General features: G+C 46.3%; 14 protein-coding genes. 5 read left to right on the forward strand and 9 right to left on the reverse strand.

Annotated features, from left to right (window positions below):
• Window positions 1-4 precede the first annotated feature (4 nt).
• Window positions 5-250 carry a hypothetical protein gene (locus ICN18_RS05415; RefSeq protein WP_216189494.1) on the reverse strand — a complete coding sequence of 82 codons (246 nt, stop codon included), beginning with the start codon at window positions 248-250 and terminating at the stop codon, window positions 5-7.
• A gap of 34 nt (window positions 251-284) precedes the next feature.
• Between ICN18_RS05415 and ICN18_RS05420 the strand changes: the two genes are divergently transcribed.
• Window positions 285-635 (forward strand): hypothetical protein, encoded by a 351-nt coding sequence (locus tag ICN18_RS05420; RefSeq protein WP_216189495.1) that lies wholly within the window; start codon window positions 285-287, stop codon window positions 633-635.
• On the opposite strand, the gene ICN18_RS05425 is transcribed toward ICN18_RS05420, so the two are convergent.
• Window positions 613-2,331 (reverse strand): ShlB/FhaC/HecB family hemolysin secretion/activation protein, encoded by a 1,719-nt coding sequence (locus ICN18_RS05425; RefSeq protein ID WP_216189496.1) that lies wholly within the window; start codon window positions 2,329-2,331, stop codon window positions 613-615. The two genes, ICN18_RS05420 and ICN18_RS05425, sit on opposite strands and share 23 nt — an antisense overlap.
• A gap of 289 nt (window positions 2,332-2,620) precedes the next feature.
• Here ICN18_RS05425 and nadA point away from each other — a divergent pair, with 289 nt between their 5' ends.
• The 4 genes from nadA (at window position 2,621) to ICN18_RS05445 (ending at window position 5,289) form a co-directional block, all read left to right on the forward strand.
• Window positions 2,621-3,736 (forward strand): quinolinate synthase NadA, encoded by a 1,116-nt coding sequence (nadA, locus tag ICN18_RS05430; protein WP_216189497.1) that lies wholly within the window; start codon window positions 2,621-2,623, stop codon window positions 3,734-3,736.
• Between the two features lie 15 nt (window positions 3,737-3,751).
• Window positions 3,752-4,606, forward strand: a complete 855-nt coding sequence (gene nadC, locus ICN18_RS05435) for a carboxylating nicotinate-nucleotide diphosphorylase (protein ID WP_216189498.1) — start codon at window positions 3,752-3,754, stop codon at window positions 4,604-4,606.
• 75 nt (window positions 4,607-4,681) lie between these two features.
• Window positions 4,682-4,972 carry a type II toxin-antitoxin system RelE/ParE family toxin gene (locus ICN18_RS05440; protein WP_216189499.1) on the forward strand — a complete coding sequence of 97 codons (291 nt, stop codon included), beginning with the start codon at window positions 4,682-4,684 and terminating at the stop codon, window positions 4,970-4,972.
• Between the two features lie 8 nt (window positions 4,973-4,980).
• Window positions 4,981-5,289, forward strand: a complete 309-nt coding sequence (locus ICN18_RS05445) for an addiction module antidote protein (protein WP_216189500.1) — start codon at window positions 4,981-4,983, stop codon at window positions 5,287-5,289.
• A gap of 6 nt (window positions 5,290-5,295) precedes the next feature.
• Here ICN18_RS05445 and ICN18_RS05450 read toward each other — a convergent pair whose 3' ends face one another.
• From ICN18_RS05450 to ICN18_RS05480, 7 genes are all read right to left on the reverse strand, one after another.
• Complete coding sequence (locus ICN18_RS05450) at window positions 5,296-6,675, reverse strand: TAXI family TRAP transporter solute-binding subunit (RefSeq protein ID WP_216189501.1); 1,380 nt, start codon at window positions 6,673-6,675, stop codon at window positions 5,296-5,298.
• A 62-nt stretch (window positions 6,676-6,737) separates the two neighbouring features.
• Entirely contained in the window at window positions 6,738-8,396 is a 1,659-nt protein-coding gene (gene nadB / locus ICN18_RS05455; RefSeq protein WP_216189502.1) for an L-aspartate oxidase, read from the reverse strand.
• Between the two features lie 120 nt (window positions 8,397-8,516).
• Entirely contained in the window at window positions 8,517-8,825 is a 309-nt protein-coding gene (locus tag ICN18_RS05460; protein ID WP_216189503.1) for a TA system antitoxin ParD family protein, read from the reverse strand.
• A gap of 109 nt (window positions 8,826-8,934) precedes the next feature.
• Window positions 8,935-11,829 (reverse strand): formate dehydrogenase subunit alpha, encoded by a 2,895-nt coding sequence (gene fdhF, locus ICN18_RS05465; protein ID WP_216189504.1) that lies wholly within the window; start codon window positions 11,827-11,829, stop codon window positions 8,935-8,937.
• A gap of 35 nt (window positions 11,830-11,864) precedes the next feature.
• On the reverse strand, window positions 11,865-13,667 hold the full coding sequence (locus tag ICN18_RS05470; RefSeq protein ID WP_216189505.1) for an NAD(P)H-dependent oxidoreductase subunit E: 1,803 nt from the start codon (window positions 13,665-13,667) through the stop codon (window positions 11,865-11,867).
• 202 nt (window positions 13,668-13,869) lie between these two features.
• Window positions 13,870-14,094, reverse strand: a complete 225-nt coding sequence (locus ICN18_RS05475) for a hypothetical protein (RefSeq protein ID WP_216189506.1) — start codon at window positions 14,092-14,094, stop codon at window positions 13,870-13,872.
• 10 nt (window positions 14,095-14,104) lie between these two features.
• Entirely contained in the window at window positions 14,105-16,534 is a 2,430-nt protein-coding gene (locus ICN18_RS05480; protein WP_216189507.1) for a DUF748 domain-containing protein, read from the reverse strand.
• Window positions 16,535-16,565 lie beyond the last annotated feature (31 nt).

Consider the following 16,565-nt stretch of genomic DNA (forward strand, 5'->3'; position numbering starts at 1 on the left):
ATGACTAAATGCCACCTTGATCTAGCTCATCAAAATGACGATTGACTAGCGCACGCAATTCATCAATCTGCTCAATCGCATATTGTCGATTTGGGAATACTGCCGGCAAGCGCAATACATTGCCGTCTTCAGCCAAGAAAGCAGCTTCAACAGAAACAGCCTCTCCAAGGGTGCGTACAGCAAATACGCCGCGGCCTGTAATCGGCTGACTTGCACCTGCATCTTCTGCGGCTTGATTGGATTGCGTCATTTGCGCTCCTTCGTTAATTGCCTGTAATGGCGCCGTGGAAACTGTAGGCTGCCCTAATACGGTTTTTGTTGTTGGCTTTGATGTTGCTTTTGGCATAGTTTTTGTTGTTACTTTTGTTGTTGCTTTAGGTGCTGTTTTTGTCATTGTTTTTTGTGGAGTGTTCAAAGTTGATTTCGGTGCTGATTTTGCAATTGGCTTAGCAGCAGGTTTGATGGAAGATTTCACGGCGTTCTTCACTGCAGTTTTTGTCGCAGACCTTGCTACCGGTTTGCTTGCTGCTTTGGCCGCAGGCTTCTTAACAACCTTAGCGACAGGTTTTGCTGCACTGCGCGCTTTAGAGGTGACGGTCTTTGCTTTAGTTTTCATATGGGCAGAGTTGCTGTAATCCAGAATCGATGAGAGCTAATGCCCCCGTTTTGTGTCAGGTAGTTCGTTACGCTTTGGGTAAGGCCACCAGTTCGCATGGCAAATGCGCCCTTCACATTTAAGTTGTAAGGGCCTAGCCAAGCTAAGCTCACGCCGGCACCTTGGAGTACGTAGTTGTTGCTAACGGTATTAATCGCTGGATTGAATTTCCAGGTCTGCACATTGCCGATGTCATAAAAGCCCGCAACTTGAGTTTGGTAAGGCAAGTCATGGCGAAGCTCAACCGTAGTTAAGTTACCTTGACTGCCAGCGCCTTGACCTGATCCATAGGCGCGTACGTTTAATGGGCCGCCTAAATAGAGCTGCTCAGAGCTATCCATATTCTTGCTTGCCCACTGACCCGAAACAGAAACATATGCAGACATCTCATCGGTTACCGTTTGCAAACGAGTAAGGGCGTAACGCGCTTTTGAAAAGCTACCTGCTACCCCATAAGTAGAGCTATAAGGCCCATTGATGTTTCTTGAAATATCGCCACCAGATACGTTTAATAAACCAGTGTTGATACCTCCGCCCCAAATATCATCCAAACGATTACCGTTAAGACCCAATTGCGCCACACTGGTTGTATAGGTTTGATCTTGATTAACGCCAGCAATGGTCCAGTTCTTAAATTCGCTGTAATTCCAATTAAACGTGGTGATTAAGTTCGTGGGACGAGAGCGAATGAGCGGCATGCTTGCTTCAACACCACCGGTATTAGCAATACCATTTGCATACAAGCTGTTAAAGCTTTGATTCAATACGCGGTAAGCCATCGTGCTGCCATTGACTCCCATACGCAAGCCGCTGCTGCCAACCGGCGCGGTATAACTTACACGACCATAGCTATTTCCTTCTGAGTACATGGCATAGGCAGACAACTGATCCCCGATACCCAATGGGCCATTAGCATTTGCTAAGACCGATGTACGCATCTTGCCGCTGTTGGCGTCGCCAAAGTTATCAACGCTGACTTGGCCGTTAAAGAGCGGCTTGTCGTTCACGGTTAACACTAAAATCGTGTCGCCGGCTTGCGTACCACTTTGCAAGCTACTAGTCACTGAAATATCAGGCAAGTCGTTCAAAGTCAGCAAAGCAAAATCTAGCCGATCAAGAGATAAATCTGCAGAACGGGGAATGCGTGAATAAATCCAATCCTCTACCCGCTCATTACTTACTCGAGTGGAATGGTTATCGATCGTGATGCCCCCCAACTTCGCCTCAATCAATTGAATGCGCACTACACCAGCCGTGATGTCTTGCTTTGGTAGCACTGCGCGAACTAACCATCCACGCTCGCGGTAATACTGCGTGATTGCATTCGTTAGTTGGGTAAGATCATCAAACGTGATCGGAGTGTTAACTAAGTCTTTTGCCAAATGATCTAAATCAGCAGTAGGAACCTTGGTATTTCCGGTAAATTCAAAACGCTTTACGACAAAAGTCATTTGCCCTGGAGGTGGAGCACTTGGCTTCACCTCTAACGGAGCAACATTGCGTGTTGCATCTGGAAGAAGTGGCGCTGTAGGCTCAAGCTCACGGTTTTGTTGCAATAACTGACCAGCGGAGGTTTGGGCGGTAGCAGTTGAACCCCCCAAAAGGGTGCAGAAAAGGATGAATCCAAAGGAAAGGGCAAAGAATATTTGCCCTTGTGTTCGCGCGCGTACATACATGCGCGTGATTTTACTTTAAAAACGCCATTTTTGACACTTTAAATGGCTATCCGGTAATCAAAAATAGCGTCCTGATAACGTTATAACTCATTGATTTATATAGTTTTTGTGGATGCTTAATAATTAGGCAGGAAAAAGCCTCCAAGAAGGGGCTATTTTTAGAGCTTTTTTGGCCTCATTTCCAGGCTAATGAGAGCAGGAAGAATGGCCGACCCATTGGTACATATTTCCGCAAAAACGCGACATTTTGAATATATTTGCCAATTCTTTATGCACGCTAAAATTGCTTATGAGCTCACCTATTGCCTTTGATTACCCCCAGCAAAATGCTGCTGGCGCCACCTGTACCGCCCAAGCTTGGGCCAAAACCCCTCCCCAACTTCATGATTCCGAGAAGGCCGCCGTCATTGCTCGCATTAAACAATTATTGGTTGAGAAAGATGCTGCTTTAGTCGCCCACTACTATGTTGACGGTGACATTCAGGATTTGGCGATGGAGACCGGTGGGTACGTTGCTGACTCTTTGGAGATGGCGCGTTTTGGTAAAGATCATTCCGCAAAAAATCTGATTGTTGCTGGCGTGCGCTTCATGGGTGAGTCGGCAAAAATACTTAGCCCTGAAAAACGCGTGTTCATGCCCGACCTCGATGCAACCTGCTCACTTGATCTTGGTTGCGATGCTGGGGACTTTGCTGCCTTTAGAGCTGCACATCCTGATCGCGTTGTCGTGGTCTATGCAAATACCAGCGCTGCAGTCAAAGCTCAAGCCGATTGGATGGTAACGAGCTCTTGTGCTCTAGCGATCGTGCATCAACTCAAAGTTGAAGGTAAAAAAATCTTGTGGGCACCCGATCGTCATTTGGGTCGCTACATTCAAGAGCAAACTGGCGCAGATATGTTGCTATGGAATGGTGCTTGCATAGTTCATGATGAATTTAAAGCTGTGGAGCTTGAACTTTTGAAAGCCGCCCACCCTAATGCCATGATCTTGGTTCATCCAGAGTCACCGCAAGCAGTCGTTGACCTTGCAGACGTTGTGGGCTCTACCTCCGCCATGATTAAGGCCGTGGTTGAAGGCGCCGCTACTGAGTACATTGTTGCTACTGATAACGGCATCTTGCATCGCATGCGTCAGCTAGCCCCCAATAAGAAGCTGATTGAAGCGCCAACTGCTGGCAATAGTGCAACCTGCAAGAGTTGTGCCCACTGCCCATGGATGGCCATGAATGGCTTACAAGGAATTTTGAATTGCCTAGAAAACGAATCTGGTGAAATCTTCATCGAAGAACCTATTCGTGTTCAAGCATTGGGTTGTATAGAGCGCATGCTCGACTTCACCAAAAACCATCCTGACCTTTTAGCTAAAGCGCAGCATGGCTTTGTAAAAAATATTGGCGCCGCTTAATTTTTATATTTATATATGTTTGAATACAACGAAACCTTAGAACAAGCTCGCCAACGCAATATTCATGATGCACTCATGGAAGATATCGGCACTGGTGATTGGACTGCAAAGCTCGTTCCCAGTAAGCCTGTTAAAGCTCAGTTAATCGTTCGCCAAGAAGCCGTTCTTTGTGGTGTGGATTGGTTTGAAGGCACACTCAAGAAGCTTGATCCCAACTCCAAAGTAGCTTGGCATTACCTAGAGGGCGACATGATGAAACCCGATACCAAGGTTTGCGATATTGAAGCTGACTCACAAGCCCTGCTCTCTGCTGAACGTACTTGTATTAATTTCCTACAAACGCTTTCTTGGACAGCTAGCATTACACGTCAGCACGTTGATGCAATTGCAGGTGCTAGCCCGAATCCAAAGGGCTGCGCGGTATTGGATACACGTAAAACCGTTCCTGGATTACGTCAGGCTCAGAAGTATGCAGTGCTCGTTGGTGGCGGGAAAAATCAACGTTTAGCCCTTTGGCACGGCATTCTCATCAAAGAAAATCATATTGCTGCAGCTGGTAGTGTTACGGCAGCCCTAAAGAATGCTCAAGCACTTAATGCTGGAGTGGATATTCAGATTGAAGTAGAAAACTTTGCTGAACTTGAAGAAGCTTTAGCTGCGGGTGCGAAAAGTATTTTGATTGATAACTTCAACACCGATCAAATGAAGCAGGCTGTTGCCATTACCGCTGGACGTGCTTTGCTGGAAGCCTCTGGTGGCATCAATCTAGACCAAATGCGCGCCATTGCAAGCACTGGTGTTGACCGCATCTCTCTTGGAAAACTCACCAAGGATGTACATGCGGTTGATTTCTCGATGCGCATTCTTTAGGTTTATTCAGTAAATTCCCATCTAAATTATAGATTTTCCTACAGACTTAATGTATCCTATTGGCTACATTAATGCATGCATGAAATAAGGAAAACTGAAGAATTCAAGGTCTGGTTGGACTCCCTAAAAGATTTGATAGGGAGAGCAAAAATTCAAGCCAGAATTAAACGTTTAGCTGAAGGCAATCAGGGAAATACAAAGTCTGTTGGCAGCAAAGTCTTTGAGATGAAGGTTGATTTTGGACCCGGCTACAGGATTTATTACGCAAAACAAGAGAATACGGTTTACCTTCTCCTTATCGGCGGTAGCAAAAGAACTCAGAACAAGGATATTCAGATAGCAAAATATTTAGCTAAAAACATATAGTGAATGAGATGAAAAAAACAATTACCAGCCCATATGATGTAGCAGAACATTTGCGTACTCCCAAAGAAATGGCTCTCTATCTTCAGGCATGCATTGAGGAATCTAACGGAGATGCAGCGTTTATTGCAAAGGCCCTTGGTGACATAGCGCGTGCAAAAGGAATGGCTCAAGTCGCCAAGGAATCAGGGCTCTCAAGGGAAAGCCTATATAAAGCATTGTCTGGCGATCGAATCCCGGGCTTTGATACCGTACTAAAGGTTCTTACAGCCCTTGGCCTTAGCCTGCACACAAAACCAATTAGTAAAGCTCGCGCTTAACTTACCTTACCCTTCCCTACCCTTATAAATGATCTGCTTCTCCAGCGCATTACGAATAAACTCAATATTGCTTCGCAGGCTATAGCATTCAGCAGTGGCTAGCTTTGCTGCTTTTGATCTGAGTATTCTGCGCTCCATCTCATTGAGCACCTCAATATATTCACTGCGACGATTAGGGTCAAAGGTTTGAATCGTGTTCTGCTCAAATTTATCCAACTCTTTATAAATCGAGTTAATTTGCTTCTTAGCCAGGTTGGTTCTATATGTTGGAATTGACTTAATAATCGGATAAGCAAAAGCAGCAAAGGGAAGCAAGAGGAAGAACATGCGCTCCAAGAACTCGGCGAGCCAAAATGGCAAATACTTCATTAATGTCGGAGTGCCTTTTTCATAGAAGAACTTTGCCTCATCACTCAATGGCGCTTCAGTATTCATATAGGCCGGAAACTCTCCCGCCTTAGAAAAATAGGATTTGTTACCGTTAATTTCTCGGGCAGCCTCGAGGAATAAAACTTGGATTGCTGGGTGGAGGCGGTTATCAATCAAAAGATTGGTTGTAGTCGAAATCAACTGTATAGGGTGATCAGGAATATTTTTCCCAAGATCAAAGCCACCCATGGGTGCAGATACTTCCTCAAAATAGGGCAATAACCGAGTGTAGGCATCTGCGCGCGTAAACGAAGTCAATTTAATGCCAGGATTTCTAATCAGCTTTTGCACATTTGGTGAATCAAAACCATCCACCAAAATAACGGCATCGATTTCGCCACGCACTAAGGCATCAACACCTTCAGCATTGCCAAGTCCGAGTAGATTAGGGGCATCACCATTCAAGCCATTGAGTTTGAAAATATTCAGGGCCTGAGTACGCGTTCCACTCCCTACCGGGCCAATATTTATTCTCAGTTTGGCAATATCTCTATCAGATACGTGAATGCTTTCATTGAAGGCATTCTTGCGATAGAACATCCATACCGGCTCATAGTCAACACTGCCAAGGGATTCCACGCCAGAGAGATTGTCTACTGCAATCATTCCACCCTGAACAAGGGCCGCTTGGATTGGATCCTTGCGATCAATTAAATGCTGTAGATTTTCTTTTGAACCATGGGTCTCTACCAGTTCGAGCTTAATTCCTTTTTTCTCAAAATAGGTCTTATATTGTTCACCCAAGACTTTGTAGGAGCCACCGGTACCGGTTGCCATTAATACTTTGTTCGGTGGCGCAGGCTTTGCAAACCAAATCAGAATAGATAGCGCAAGAATTAATAGGAAAACAAGTGGCCAGACTTCTCTTAAGGCACTAAACCAATTCTTGATTTCATCTGCTGCCGTTTGGTAAACAGCAGAGATATGTTCGCTGACTTCTTCTTTAAAACTGGCCATGTCATTCCTCGTGATATTGAGCTAGCTTATCACCAAAAAACGGGCTTTATAGCTTTCAAGACCTAGGAGGTGGAATCCGTCTCAGCACCCTCTGCTTGAGGAGTCAGGATGGTTGGGTAAGAGACAGCCCAAGTGCCGGGGTAGTCACGGCTGTAATGGAGACCACGGCTTTCTCTGCGCATCAAGGCTGAGCGCACGATGAGCTCTGCGCACTCCAAGAGGTTTCTGAGTTCAATTAAATCGCGCGTTACTTTGAAGTTGGCGTAATACTCTTGCACCTCATAGCGCAACAGCTTAATGCGATGTAGGGCCCGCTCAAGACGACGATTGGTTCTCACAATACCTACGTAGTTCCACATGAGTGAACGCAGCTCATCCCAGTTATGGGCAATAACGACTTGTTCATCGGCATCTTCAACTTGACTCTCATCCCATAAAGGAAGAGCAGGCATCACTGGGGTCTTGAGATTGGATATGTCTTCTGCTGCTGCCTTACCAATGACTACGCACTCTAATAATGAGTTGCTTGCCAAACGATTGGCGCCATGAAGACCGGTATAGGTTGCTTCGCCAACTGCGTAGAGGCCAGGCAAATCCGTGCGGCCTTTAAGGTCTGTCACAACGCCACCACAGGTGTAATGCGCAGCAGGCACCACCGGAATAGGCTCCTTGGTGATATCTAAACCGAGACTCATGCAACGCGCATAGATCATCGGGAAATGCTCTTTGATAAATGCTTCGCCTAAATGTGTGGCATCTAGATGGACATAGTCCAAGCCGTGCTTCTTCATTTCAAAGTCGATGGCCCTAGCAACAATGTCACGTGGAGCTAATTCATTGCGGTCATCATGCTCAGGCATAAAACGCGTGCCATCAGGCAACTTCAGCAAACCGCCCTCTCCTCGCATCGCTTCTGTAATCAGGAAGGTACGGTCGCTCGGGTGATACAAGCATGTTGGGTGAAATTGAATAAATTCCATATTGCCCACGCGGCAACCTGCACGCCAAGCCATGGCAATACCATCGCCGGTAGCGGTATCAGGATTGCTGGTATAGCGGTAAACCTTACCAACGCCGCCAGTAGCTAATACCACTGACTTTGCTTCGATGGTTTCTACACGGTTGTTTTTAATGTCGAGTGCATACACCCCATAACAACGATTAGGTTTAGTTCGTTGAGTCTTAGCGTCTAGTTGGCGATTGGTGATGAGATCGAGCGCAATCCAATGCTCCAAGATCTGAATATTTTTATGGGCTCTTGCTTTATCAAGCAGCACTTCATGAATAGCTTTACCCGTGGCATCGGCAGCATGTGCGATACGGCGATGACTATGTCCGCCCTCACGCGTTAAGTGCAAACCCATTGGGCCAGATTTATCTTCTGTAAATGGAACGCCCTGCTCTACCAACCAACGAATTGCATCAGCACTTTCTTCAGCGATATAGCGTGCAGTCGATTCCACCACGAGACCGGCACCCGCGTCCAAAGTATCGGCCACATGTGAATCAATACTGTCATGCTCTTTGTCGACAACGCCAACAATGCCTCCTTGAGCCCAAGCTGTAGCAGCTTCACCTAAGCCCCGTTTAGCCATCAAAATCACTGGCTGAGATTCAGCCATATGCAAGGCAACGGTTAAACCAGCTAATCCGGCCCCAATAATGAGGACAGGAAGTTCAGCTTTTGCAGTGGTGTTTGCGGAGGGTTTGGAACTGGCCATAGAAGGAACATTCTAAAGGGCATTAGGAATCTTGTTCTCACACGACTTTACATGAGTCCATAGCAACCAAAAAAACTGCGAAGATATCAAGCAAAACGAGGTGCAAATATGCCTAAAACGCTACCAAACCTCTTTACCCATGGGCTTCATCTCCAGCCATGCATCATCCTCTTTCGAGCGCTTTTCCCCTGGATTCCAATTAGCCAGCAATTCTTCTAACTTATATTGAGGCTGCTTTGCTGGCCTTGGCTCTGAAAGTGATGCCAATGAGTCAGCAATGAAGGGTGTAGGTAAGTCGGGATTATCAATCACTCCCCGCCCTAACTTTACCCAAAATTCAATTTGGGCCGCAATAGTTCGGTGTTCTTTTCTAGCCTCAACCTTTGCTGCCTCATATAAATCATCATTAATTTTGACTGATCTGCTCATGATTTCCCCCGTAAAGCCTTTTTACTACAAAAGCAGTACTGCTGAAAACAAGGTCTTTCAACAAAAAAGCTCCCATCTGGGAGCCATTTTGTGAATTGCCAAATCCTAATTAAACGTTAGACATTGCCTTTGATCCACCTGGGGCATTCGTACCATATCCCATGATCTTGGCCACTTCACCGCCTTTAGCTAGCTTCACAGCGCAATACTTAAATTCTGGAATCTTGCCAAATGGATCTAACGCTGAATTGGTGATCAAGTTAGCCGCAGCCTCATAGTAGGCAAACGGAATAAAGATTACGCCTCTTGGTGTGCCATCATCCCGTCTCACGTGAATACCAACCTCGCCACGACGTGACTGAACTGTAATGACATCGCCAGCAGATACACCTAACTGGGTCATGTCCTCACCGTTCATCGATACAGTAGCCATAGGCTCAATCGCATCCAGCACAGTGGCGCGGCGCGTCATACTGCCGGTATGCCAGTGCTCTAATTGACGTCCAGTAATCAATACAAATGGGTATTCAGTATCTGGTCGCTCATTTGCCGGAATGATGTCAGCAGGAACGAGTTTTACCTTGCCATCTGCTGTTGCAAATTGATCATCAAACACGATTGGACGACCTGGATCTTCAGCGGATAAGCATGGATAAGTCACGCTAGATTCTTTTTCTAGTCGCTCCCAAGTGATGCCGTTGATGGCACCATGCATTGCTTGACGCATCTCGTCATACACCTCAGCAACACCAGCATCTGGACCTTGGTAGCTCCAGTTGAGGCCCATGCGTTTGGCGATCTCTTGAATAATCCACAAATCGGGTTTCGCATCACCCGGAGGGTTAATCGCTTTCTTACCCATCTGAACCATGCGGTCAGTATTGCTAGCAGTACCTGCCTTCTCTGGCCAAGCGCTGGCTGGCAAAACAACGTCAGCCAAGAGTGCTGTCTCGGTCATAAAGATATCCTGGACTACGAGGAGATCTAAGGCAGCCAAAGCATGACGAGCGTGATTTAAATCAGGATCACTCATCGCAGGGTTTTCACCTTCGACGTACATGCCACGAATCTTATCTGGATCACTATCCGGCGCAGTGATCTTATGCATGATCTCTACTACGGTATAGCCAGGCTTCTTATCTAATGGCGTATCCCAGAACTTTTCAAACCAAGCATGTGCTTCTGGATTGTCAACGCGCTGATAGTTCGGGAACATCATCGGAATCAATCCTGCATCACTGGCACCCTGCACGTTATTCTGACCACGCAATGGATGCAATCCAGAACCAGGCTTACCAATTTGACCGGTAATACTGACTAATGCGATCAAGCAACGCGCGTTATCTGTGCCATGCACGTGTTGACTAACACCCATGCCCCACAAAATCATGGCTGACTTGGTGGTTGCAAACTCTCTCGCTACTTCACGCAATGTCTCTGCAGGAATACCGCAGATAGGCGCCATCGCTTCAGGGCTATATCCCTTGATGTTTTCTTTGAGAGCCTCGAAGTTATTAGAGCGGTCTTTAATAAATTCTTTATCGACCAAACCTTCCTCAATGATTGTGAAGATCATGGCATTGAGCATCGCCACATCGGTATCCGGCTTGAACTGCATTGTGCGCCAAGCATGTTTACTAATCTCGGTCTTACGAGGATCGCACAACACAATTTTTGCGCCACGTTTAGCAGCATTCTTGAACCAGGTAGCAGCAACAGGATGATTAGCGGTTGGATTGGATCCAATCAAGAAAATCATGCTTGAGTGCTCAACATCATTCACTTGGTTGCTTACTGCACCAGAACCAACACCCTCAAGAAGCGCTGCTACAGACGAAGCATGGCAAAGGCGTGTGCAATGGTCTACGTTATTGCTACCAAAACCAGTACGAACCAGTTTCTGGAATAAGTAAGCTTCTTCGTTACTGCCCTTTGCAGAGCCAAAGCCAGCCAATACTTTATTGCCGTATTGATCTTTGAGTTTCTTCAAGCCGCCACCGGCGACTTCTAAAGCCTCTTCCCAAGTCGCTTCACGGAAGATGTCAGACCAATCTTGCTTGCCTTCAAGCATAGACTCATCTTTAGCAACACCCGCTTTACGAATGAGTGGCTTAGTAAGACGCTGTGGGTTATGGATGTAGTCCATACCAAAACGGCCTTTAACGCAGAGACGATTGTGATTGGCAGGGCCATCACGACCTTCAACGCTGACGATCTTTTCATCCTTAACGTTATAAGTGATTTGACAACCGACGCCACAGAACGGACAAACAGAATCGACTTTGCGATCCACTGTCTGTGAACCAATCAAACCTTTAGGCATCAATGCACCAGTTGGGCAAGCCTGTACACATTCGCCACAGGCAACGCAAGTACTGTCACCCATTGGATCATTTAAGTCGAATACGATCTCACTATGACCGCCACGCATGGCGTAACCGATCACATCATTAACCTGCTCTTCACGACAAGCGCGTACACAGCGATTACATTGAATACACGCATCCAAATTCACAGCCATCGCTGGATGTGAAATGTCGCTACTTACCTTCTCACGACGGAGTGCTTTGAGCTCTGGTCGAACTGTGACATCCATGCGTGCTGCCCAGGTGCTGAGTTCGCCATGTTGATTTTTTTGCTCTTCTTCCTTGCTGTCTCCAACCCACTTAAAGCCTTCGTCTGGCATATCTGATAACAACATTTCCAGAACCAATTTCTGACTTTTTACAGCACGCTCGCTATTAGCCTTAACTTCCATTCCTGGAGTCGCGCTTCTACAGCAACTTGGCGCTAATGTACGCTCGCCATTAATTTCGACTACGCATGCACGGCAGTTACCGTCAGGACGGTAACCATCTTTAAAGCATAGATGTGGAATATCAATACCGTGTCGTTTAGCAGCCTTGAGAATCGTTTCGCCTTCGTAGGAAACGATCGTCTTGCCGTCTAGCTTGAACTCAACGGTTTGTAGTTCGAGTTCTTTAGGATTTGTGGGTGCGTTCATGTTTGTCTCGTTATTCCCTATTTTTTATAAGTGGCTTATTTCACTTCTTCTGGGAAATATTTATGAATACAACGAATAGGGTTTGGTGCCGCTTGGCCAAGACCGCAAATAGAAGCATCTACCATCACGGTTGCTAAGTCTTCTAAGGTTTCTTGATCCCAAGATTTAGCTTGCATCAACTTAGCAGCTTTGCCTGTACCTACTCGGCAAGGTGTACATTGACCACAGCTCTCATGCTCAAAGAAATGCATCACATTCAAAGCCATATCACGCGCTTTATCTTTGTCACTAAACACCATTACCGCAGCAGAGCCTATGAAACAACCATATGGCTGCAAAGTATCAAAGTCGAGCGGAATGTCATTCATGGTTGCCGGCAAGATGCCGCCTGATGCACCACCAGGTAAATAACCGTAGAACTTGTGGCCATCTTGCATGCCGCCACAATACTCATCAATCAGTTCTTGAATAGTGATACCGGCTGGAGCCAACTTCACGCCAGGTTTGTTCACGCGCCCACTCACACTAAAGCTACGCAAGCCCTTGCGATCATGACGACCGAATGAACTGAACCATTCTGGACCGCGCTGAACAATGTCACGCACCCAGTACAGCGTCTCAAAGTTGTGCTCTAGGGTTGGGCGTCCAAACAAACCGACTTGTGCAATATATGGAGGGCGCATACGCGGCTCACCACGTTTACCTTCGATACTTTCAATCATGGCAGATTCTTCACCGCAAATATAAGCACCAGCACCACGACGTAATTCAATATTCGGCAATGCAAAAGGCGGATTAGCTTTGAGTTTTGCTAATTCAGCTTCAAGCAACTCTCTGCAGCCGTGATACTCATCACGCAAATAGATATAGCAAGCATCAATACCCACCACGCTTGCTGCAATGAGCAGACCCTCTAAGAAGCGATGGGGATCGCGCTCTAAATAGGTGCGATCTTTAAATGTGCCAGGCTCACCTTCGTCAATATTTACAGCCATTAACTTTGGAGCAACTTGATCTTTTACGATGCGCCATTTACGACCCGCTGGAAAACCTGCGCCGCCTAAACCACGTAAGCCAGAGCTTTCCATTGCTTTGATGATGCTTTCAGCATCTTTCTTACCTTCAAAGATTTCTTTTGCTAAAGCGTAACCACCTTGAGCACGATAAGACTCATAACCAACATAGTCAGGAGAAACTGCTTGCATCTCACCTTGCGGCGAGACACCCTGCTCTGCTAAAGAGGCAGGATCAAAAACAGCATCATCTTTTGCCATCGGCTGTGTAGTCAGATTGTTTTTGACAGCAGCAGATACTTTATCCACCGTGGCAAACAGCACTGGGTACTGATGAACCACCGCTACAGGAGCCTGCTCGCAACGCCCTACACATGGGGCTGCAGCGACTTTAATATTCGGATTACCTAGGATAGCTGGCAACTTAGCCAAGAGATTTTGTGCGCCCGCTAATTCACAGGCGATGCCATCACAAACACGAATCGTGATGTCTGCTACCGGATCATTGCCACGCACTACTTCGAAGTGATGGTAGAAGGTAGCAACCTCATATACCTCTGCCATTGGCAGATTCATTTCTTTTGCTAAGGCTACTAAATGACGATCATGCAAGGCACGGTATTCATCATTAAGCTTGTGAAGATTTTCAATTAAGAGATCGCGACGATGTGGCGCGCTACCAATCAGTTTTCGAACTTCCGCAATAGAAGCATCGTCAGCTTGACGGCCCTTTAACTTACTCTTGCGACGAATGGTTTCCCTCAAATCATCTGCTGTTGCAACGGCAACCGCTTTGACTTCTCCAGAAGGCTTTGGATGATTCATAGTTCTTAGTCTCTAATTTTTATATTTATAGCTTTTATGCAATGCACTAATGCAATGCTTTATCCCATTTTGCATACCCAAAAAACGGTCCGACAAAAAGCCGAACAAGCTCTAGATATGCAAAATAACGCTTAATTTTGGGGTATTTAACGCCCTAAGTCCTTGACGGAGCTCAAGGACTTGAGTCAAGGGTTTACCCTGATTAGATCAAGGAAGGGGACGGTTTATCGCCAGGCGGCAATGAGTAATCCAACTTGCGCTCGTATAACCTTGCTTTGTAGCAGTCCTGATAGCCCTTGCTACCGATTTGCCAGCCAATTGACGTGCAATCGTCCTGAGCGGCAGATTCAATGGAGCCGCAGCCCGCAAGACTTAGAGCAGCAATTGCTGCGGTAGCAGAGAGAATGCGCATTTTTGTTGAATTCATGACCTCAAGTCTACTTGATTCTGATCTCAACATCGAGTGGAATACCCTCTTTCCCCGCCTCTACCGCCTTTACGCCCCCAAGCTGAATGCGATCTTTCAGGCTGGGGTCGGCTTTGACCATATACCCATAGGCAGTCTTGGCTCTGGTTTTTGCCAATTCCTTAAGCTCCCCATCGGTAATATCGATTCCGGCAATGAGCTCGTTATGCAATTGCTCGTTTCGCTGCTCTCCATCTGGAAGCGTTAAAAGGCGCTGGCCTAGTTTGATACGTCCAATATATTGAGCGTACGCAGCCTTGAGGCCTGATTGAACTTTTGGATCCGATAGGTTTGGCGTCGGTATTGGCTCGCCCGGGATTAACTTAAATCCAGCATCAATCAATATTGCTGTGTCAGCTTTGGCCCGCGCTAATGCCTGCTTATCCTGCACAGGATCATAGGCGCCCAATATCTCCAGACTGGAGTTTGGTCTCTTCACCAAATACTCACCAAATTGTTGCAATCGATCTTGATCTGCAATTAAGAAGATAGCCTCGCCAGGAACGGCATTCACACCCTCATCACCACCCATTCCTAAAATGGCTGCAAGTGCTCTGAAGGGTGCTGTAGCAACGTTTGTTAATACGTTGCTAATCGCCTGCCACACCAAACCACTTGCGCTAAATTCTGGGGAGTCCACATTGCCAGCAATACGAATCGTGACATCAATCGTGTCATCCGCATCCTCGAGCAAAGCGATTGCTAAGCCTAGCGGTAATTTCTTGCCCTTGAAATCAGGAACTTCATCTCCTAGCTCGACCTTCTTAATAACGATCTGATTACTACCATTTAACTCACCCTCTTTGGTGCGGTAATTTAAATTGAGATTGAGGCGGCCATTGGCAATCTTGTATCCAGCAAAAGACATCACCGCAGGATTAAAAGCGGTTAGAGGGAGATTTCTGAACGCCATAGTGATGTCATTGTTGCGACGCGGATCCGCAAATGACGCTTGTCCTTTGGCCCGCATGCCACCTGAGCCTGCTACCACGCCCTCCATGGCCATACTCGCCATACGGCCAGGCGCATTGCTCACACCCAAAAAAGTGCCATTAAACTTTTTAATATCCACCTTAAAGTTAGGCTTCATTGCCAAGTCAGTAAAAAATACCTCGCCATTTTTTAAACTAACAGAGCGCATATCCAAATTAAACGCTGAGGGAGATTCATCAGGCTTTTCAGATTGGCTCACTAAGTCAGGTTTTGAAGTGTCGGCTTGCGGTTTTGAAAATAATCTTCTGAAATTAGAAAACCCCTCTTCATCAATCTCAAATTGAAGAACTGGTGCATCAATGACTAACTCATCCATTGAGAGACTATTGCTTGCCGCTTTCTTGGATTTCAGACTCTTATATTCAAGCTGTCGAATATCTGCCATCTTCCAAACAATCAGTGGATTCTTTTGACCCTTCTCTAGGATCGCTAAATCAGCAATGTGAATATCACCAGCAACATGATCAGCATCAGCTCCGAATTTCATGGAGAGATCTGCATTTATTGCACCGCTTGTACCGATCAGCCCCTTATTCGCTGGCAGCAATGGAATGATTGGGGCCAACGCCAGATTTTGAATGCTCACCTTGCCATCGACTGATTTTGAGTCGGTGTTGAAATCCCAATGGGAGCGCACGTCACCATCATCCAGCTTCACATCTAATTGCACACCCAACTTACCGGGCTGAGGATTGTCCAATCCGCCAGTAATAGCGACGTGTTGATAGGCGATGGTTTTATTAATCCCAGGTATGAGCACTTGCAAGGCACCAAGATTAAAGTCATATTGACCACGAACGCCGCTCACTACACCCTGCTTATCGTAGTTAGCTATATCCAGTAACTTCATCGTAAATGGCTTAAGCTCTTCCTTGAGCTTGGTGGAGTCATCCAACAAACTTAATGAAGCAGCGTGAACCAGAAGTTCATCAATGGATATTTTGAGAGGCTTCTTAGGCTCTTGAGGATCCGTAGGCGGCATTGCCTTTTCAACCGCAGCAATCAATTCTTGCCAATTCCAAGCGCCCGCATGCGCGCCCTTCGGTAATTTCTTCTCTATCAGTATCTTGGGCTCTTCCAGCAAGATCTCGTCAAAGCCAAGCTCGCCCAGAATCAATCTAGACCATTTAAGGGTAATAGACAGTTGTTTGAATTCCAGCAACTTAGAGCCGCCGGCCTTTGCCAGATGCAGCCCATCAAGCTCTACTTTGAGTCTTAATGGAGAAATGCTGAGGTCTTGATAGCCAATCTCATAGCCAATCTTGGCGCCAAATTCTGTAGCAGACTTTTTAACAAACCCAGGCACAAACAAGTGCGCCCCCGCCCAAAAAGTGATGATGCAGGAGAACATCAGGATGGCAAATCTGATTAACCACTTTTTTAGTCGAGGAGCTTGATTTAATACCATTCGATGAGATACAAAATTCTTAAACGAAGAA

The organism is Polynucleobacter parvulilacunae (assembly GCF_018881715.1).
GTDB lineage: Bacteria > Pseudomonadota > Gammaproteobacteria > Burkholderiales > Burkholderiaceae > Polynucleobacter > Polynucleobacter parvulilacunae.

Coding starts and splice junctions, on each gene's coding strand:
- nadB (WP_216189502.1), bottom strand. CDS start 8,396: ATGGCCAGTTCCAAACCCTCCGCAAACACCACTGCAAAAGCTGAACTT.
- ICN18_RS05445 (WP_216189500.1), top strand. CDS start 4,981: ATGAAAAAAACAATTACCAGCCCATATGATGTAGCAGAACATTTGCGT.
- ICN18_RS05460 (WP_216189503.1), bottom strand. CDS start 8,825: ATGAGCAGATCAGTCAAAATTAATGATGATTTATATGAGGCAGCAAAG.
- ICN18_RS05470 (WP_216189505.1), bottom strand. CDS start 13,667: ATGAATCATCCAAAGCCTTCTGGAGAAGTCAAAGCGGTTGCCGTTGCA.
- ICN18_RS05440 (WP_216189499.1), top strand. CDS start 4,682: ATGCATGAAATAAGGAAAACTGAAGAATTCAAGGTCTGGTTGGACTCC.
- nadA (WP_216189497.1), top strand. CDS start 2,621: ATGAGCTCACCTATTGCCTTTGATTACCCCCAGCAAAATGCTGCTGGC.
- ICN18_RS05415 (WP_216189494.1), bottom strand. CDS start 250: ATGACGCAATCCAATCAAGCCGCAGAAGATGCAGGTGCAAGTCAGCCG.
- ICN18_RS05475 (WP_216189506.1), bottom strand. CDS start 14,094: ATGAATTCAACAAAAATGCGCATTCTCTCTGCTACCGCAGCAATTGCT.
- nadC (WP_216189498.1), top strand. CDS start 3,752: ATGTTTGAATACAACGAAACCTTAGAACAAGCTCGCCAACGCAATATT.
- fdhF (WP_216189504.1), bottom strand. CDS start 11,829: ATGAACGCACCCACAAATCCTAAAGAACTCGAACTACAAACCGTTGAG.
- ICN18_RS05480 (WP_216189507.1), bottom strand. CDS start 16,534: ATGGTATTAAATCAAGCTCCTCGACTAAAAAAGTGGTTAATCAGATTT.
- ICN18_RS05425 (WP_216189496.1), bottom strand. CDS start 2,331: ATGTATGTACGCGCGCGAACACAAGGGCAAATATTCTTTGCCCTTTCC.
- ICN18_RS05450 (WP_216189501.1), bottom strand. CDS start 6,675: ATGGCCAGTTTTAAAGAAGAAGTCAGCGAACATATCTCTGCTGTTTAC.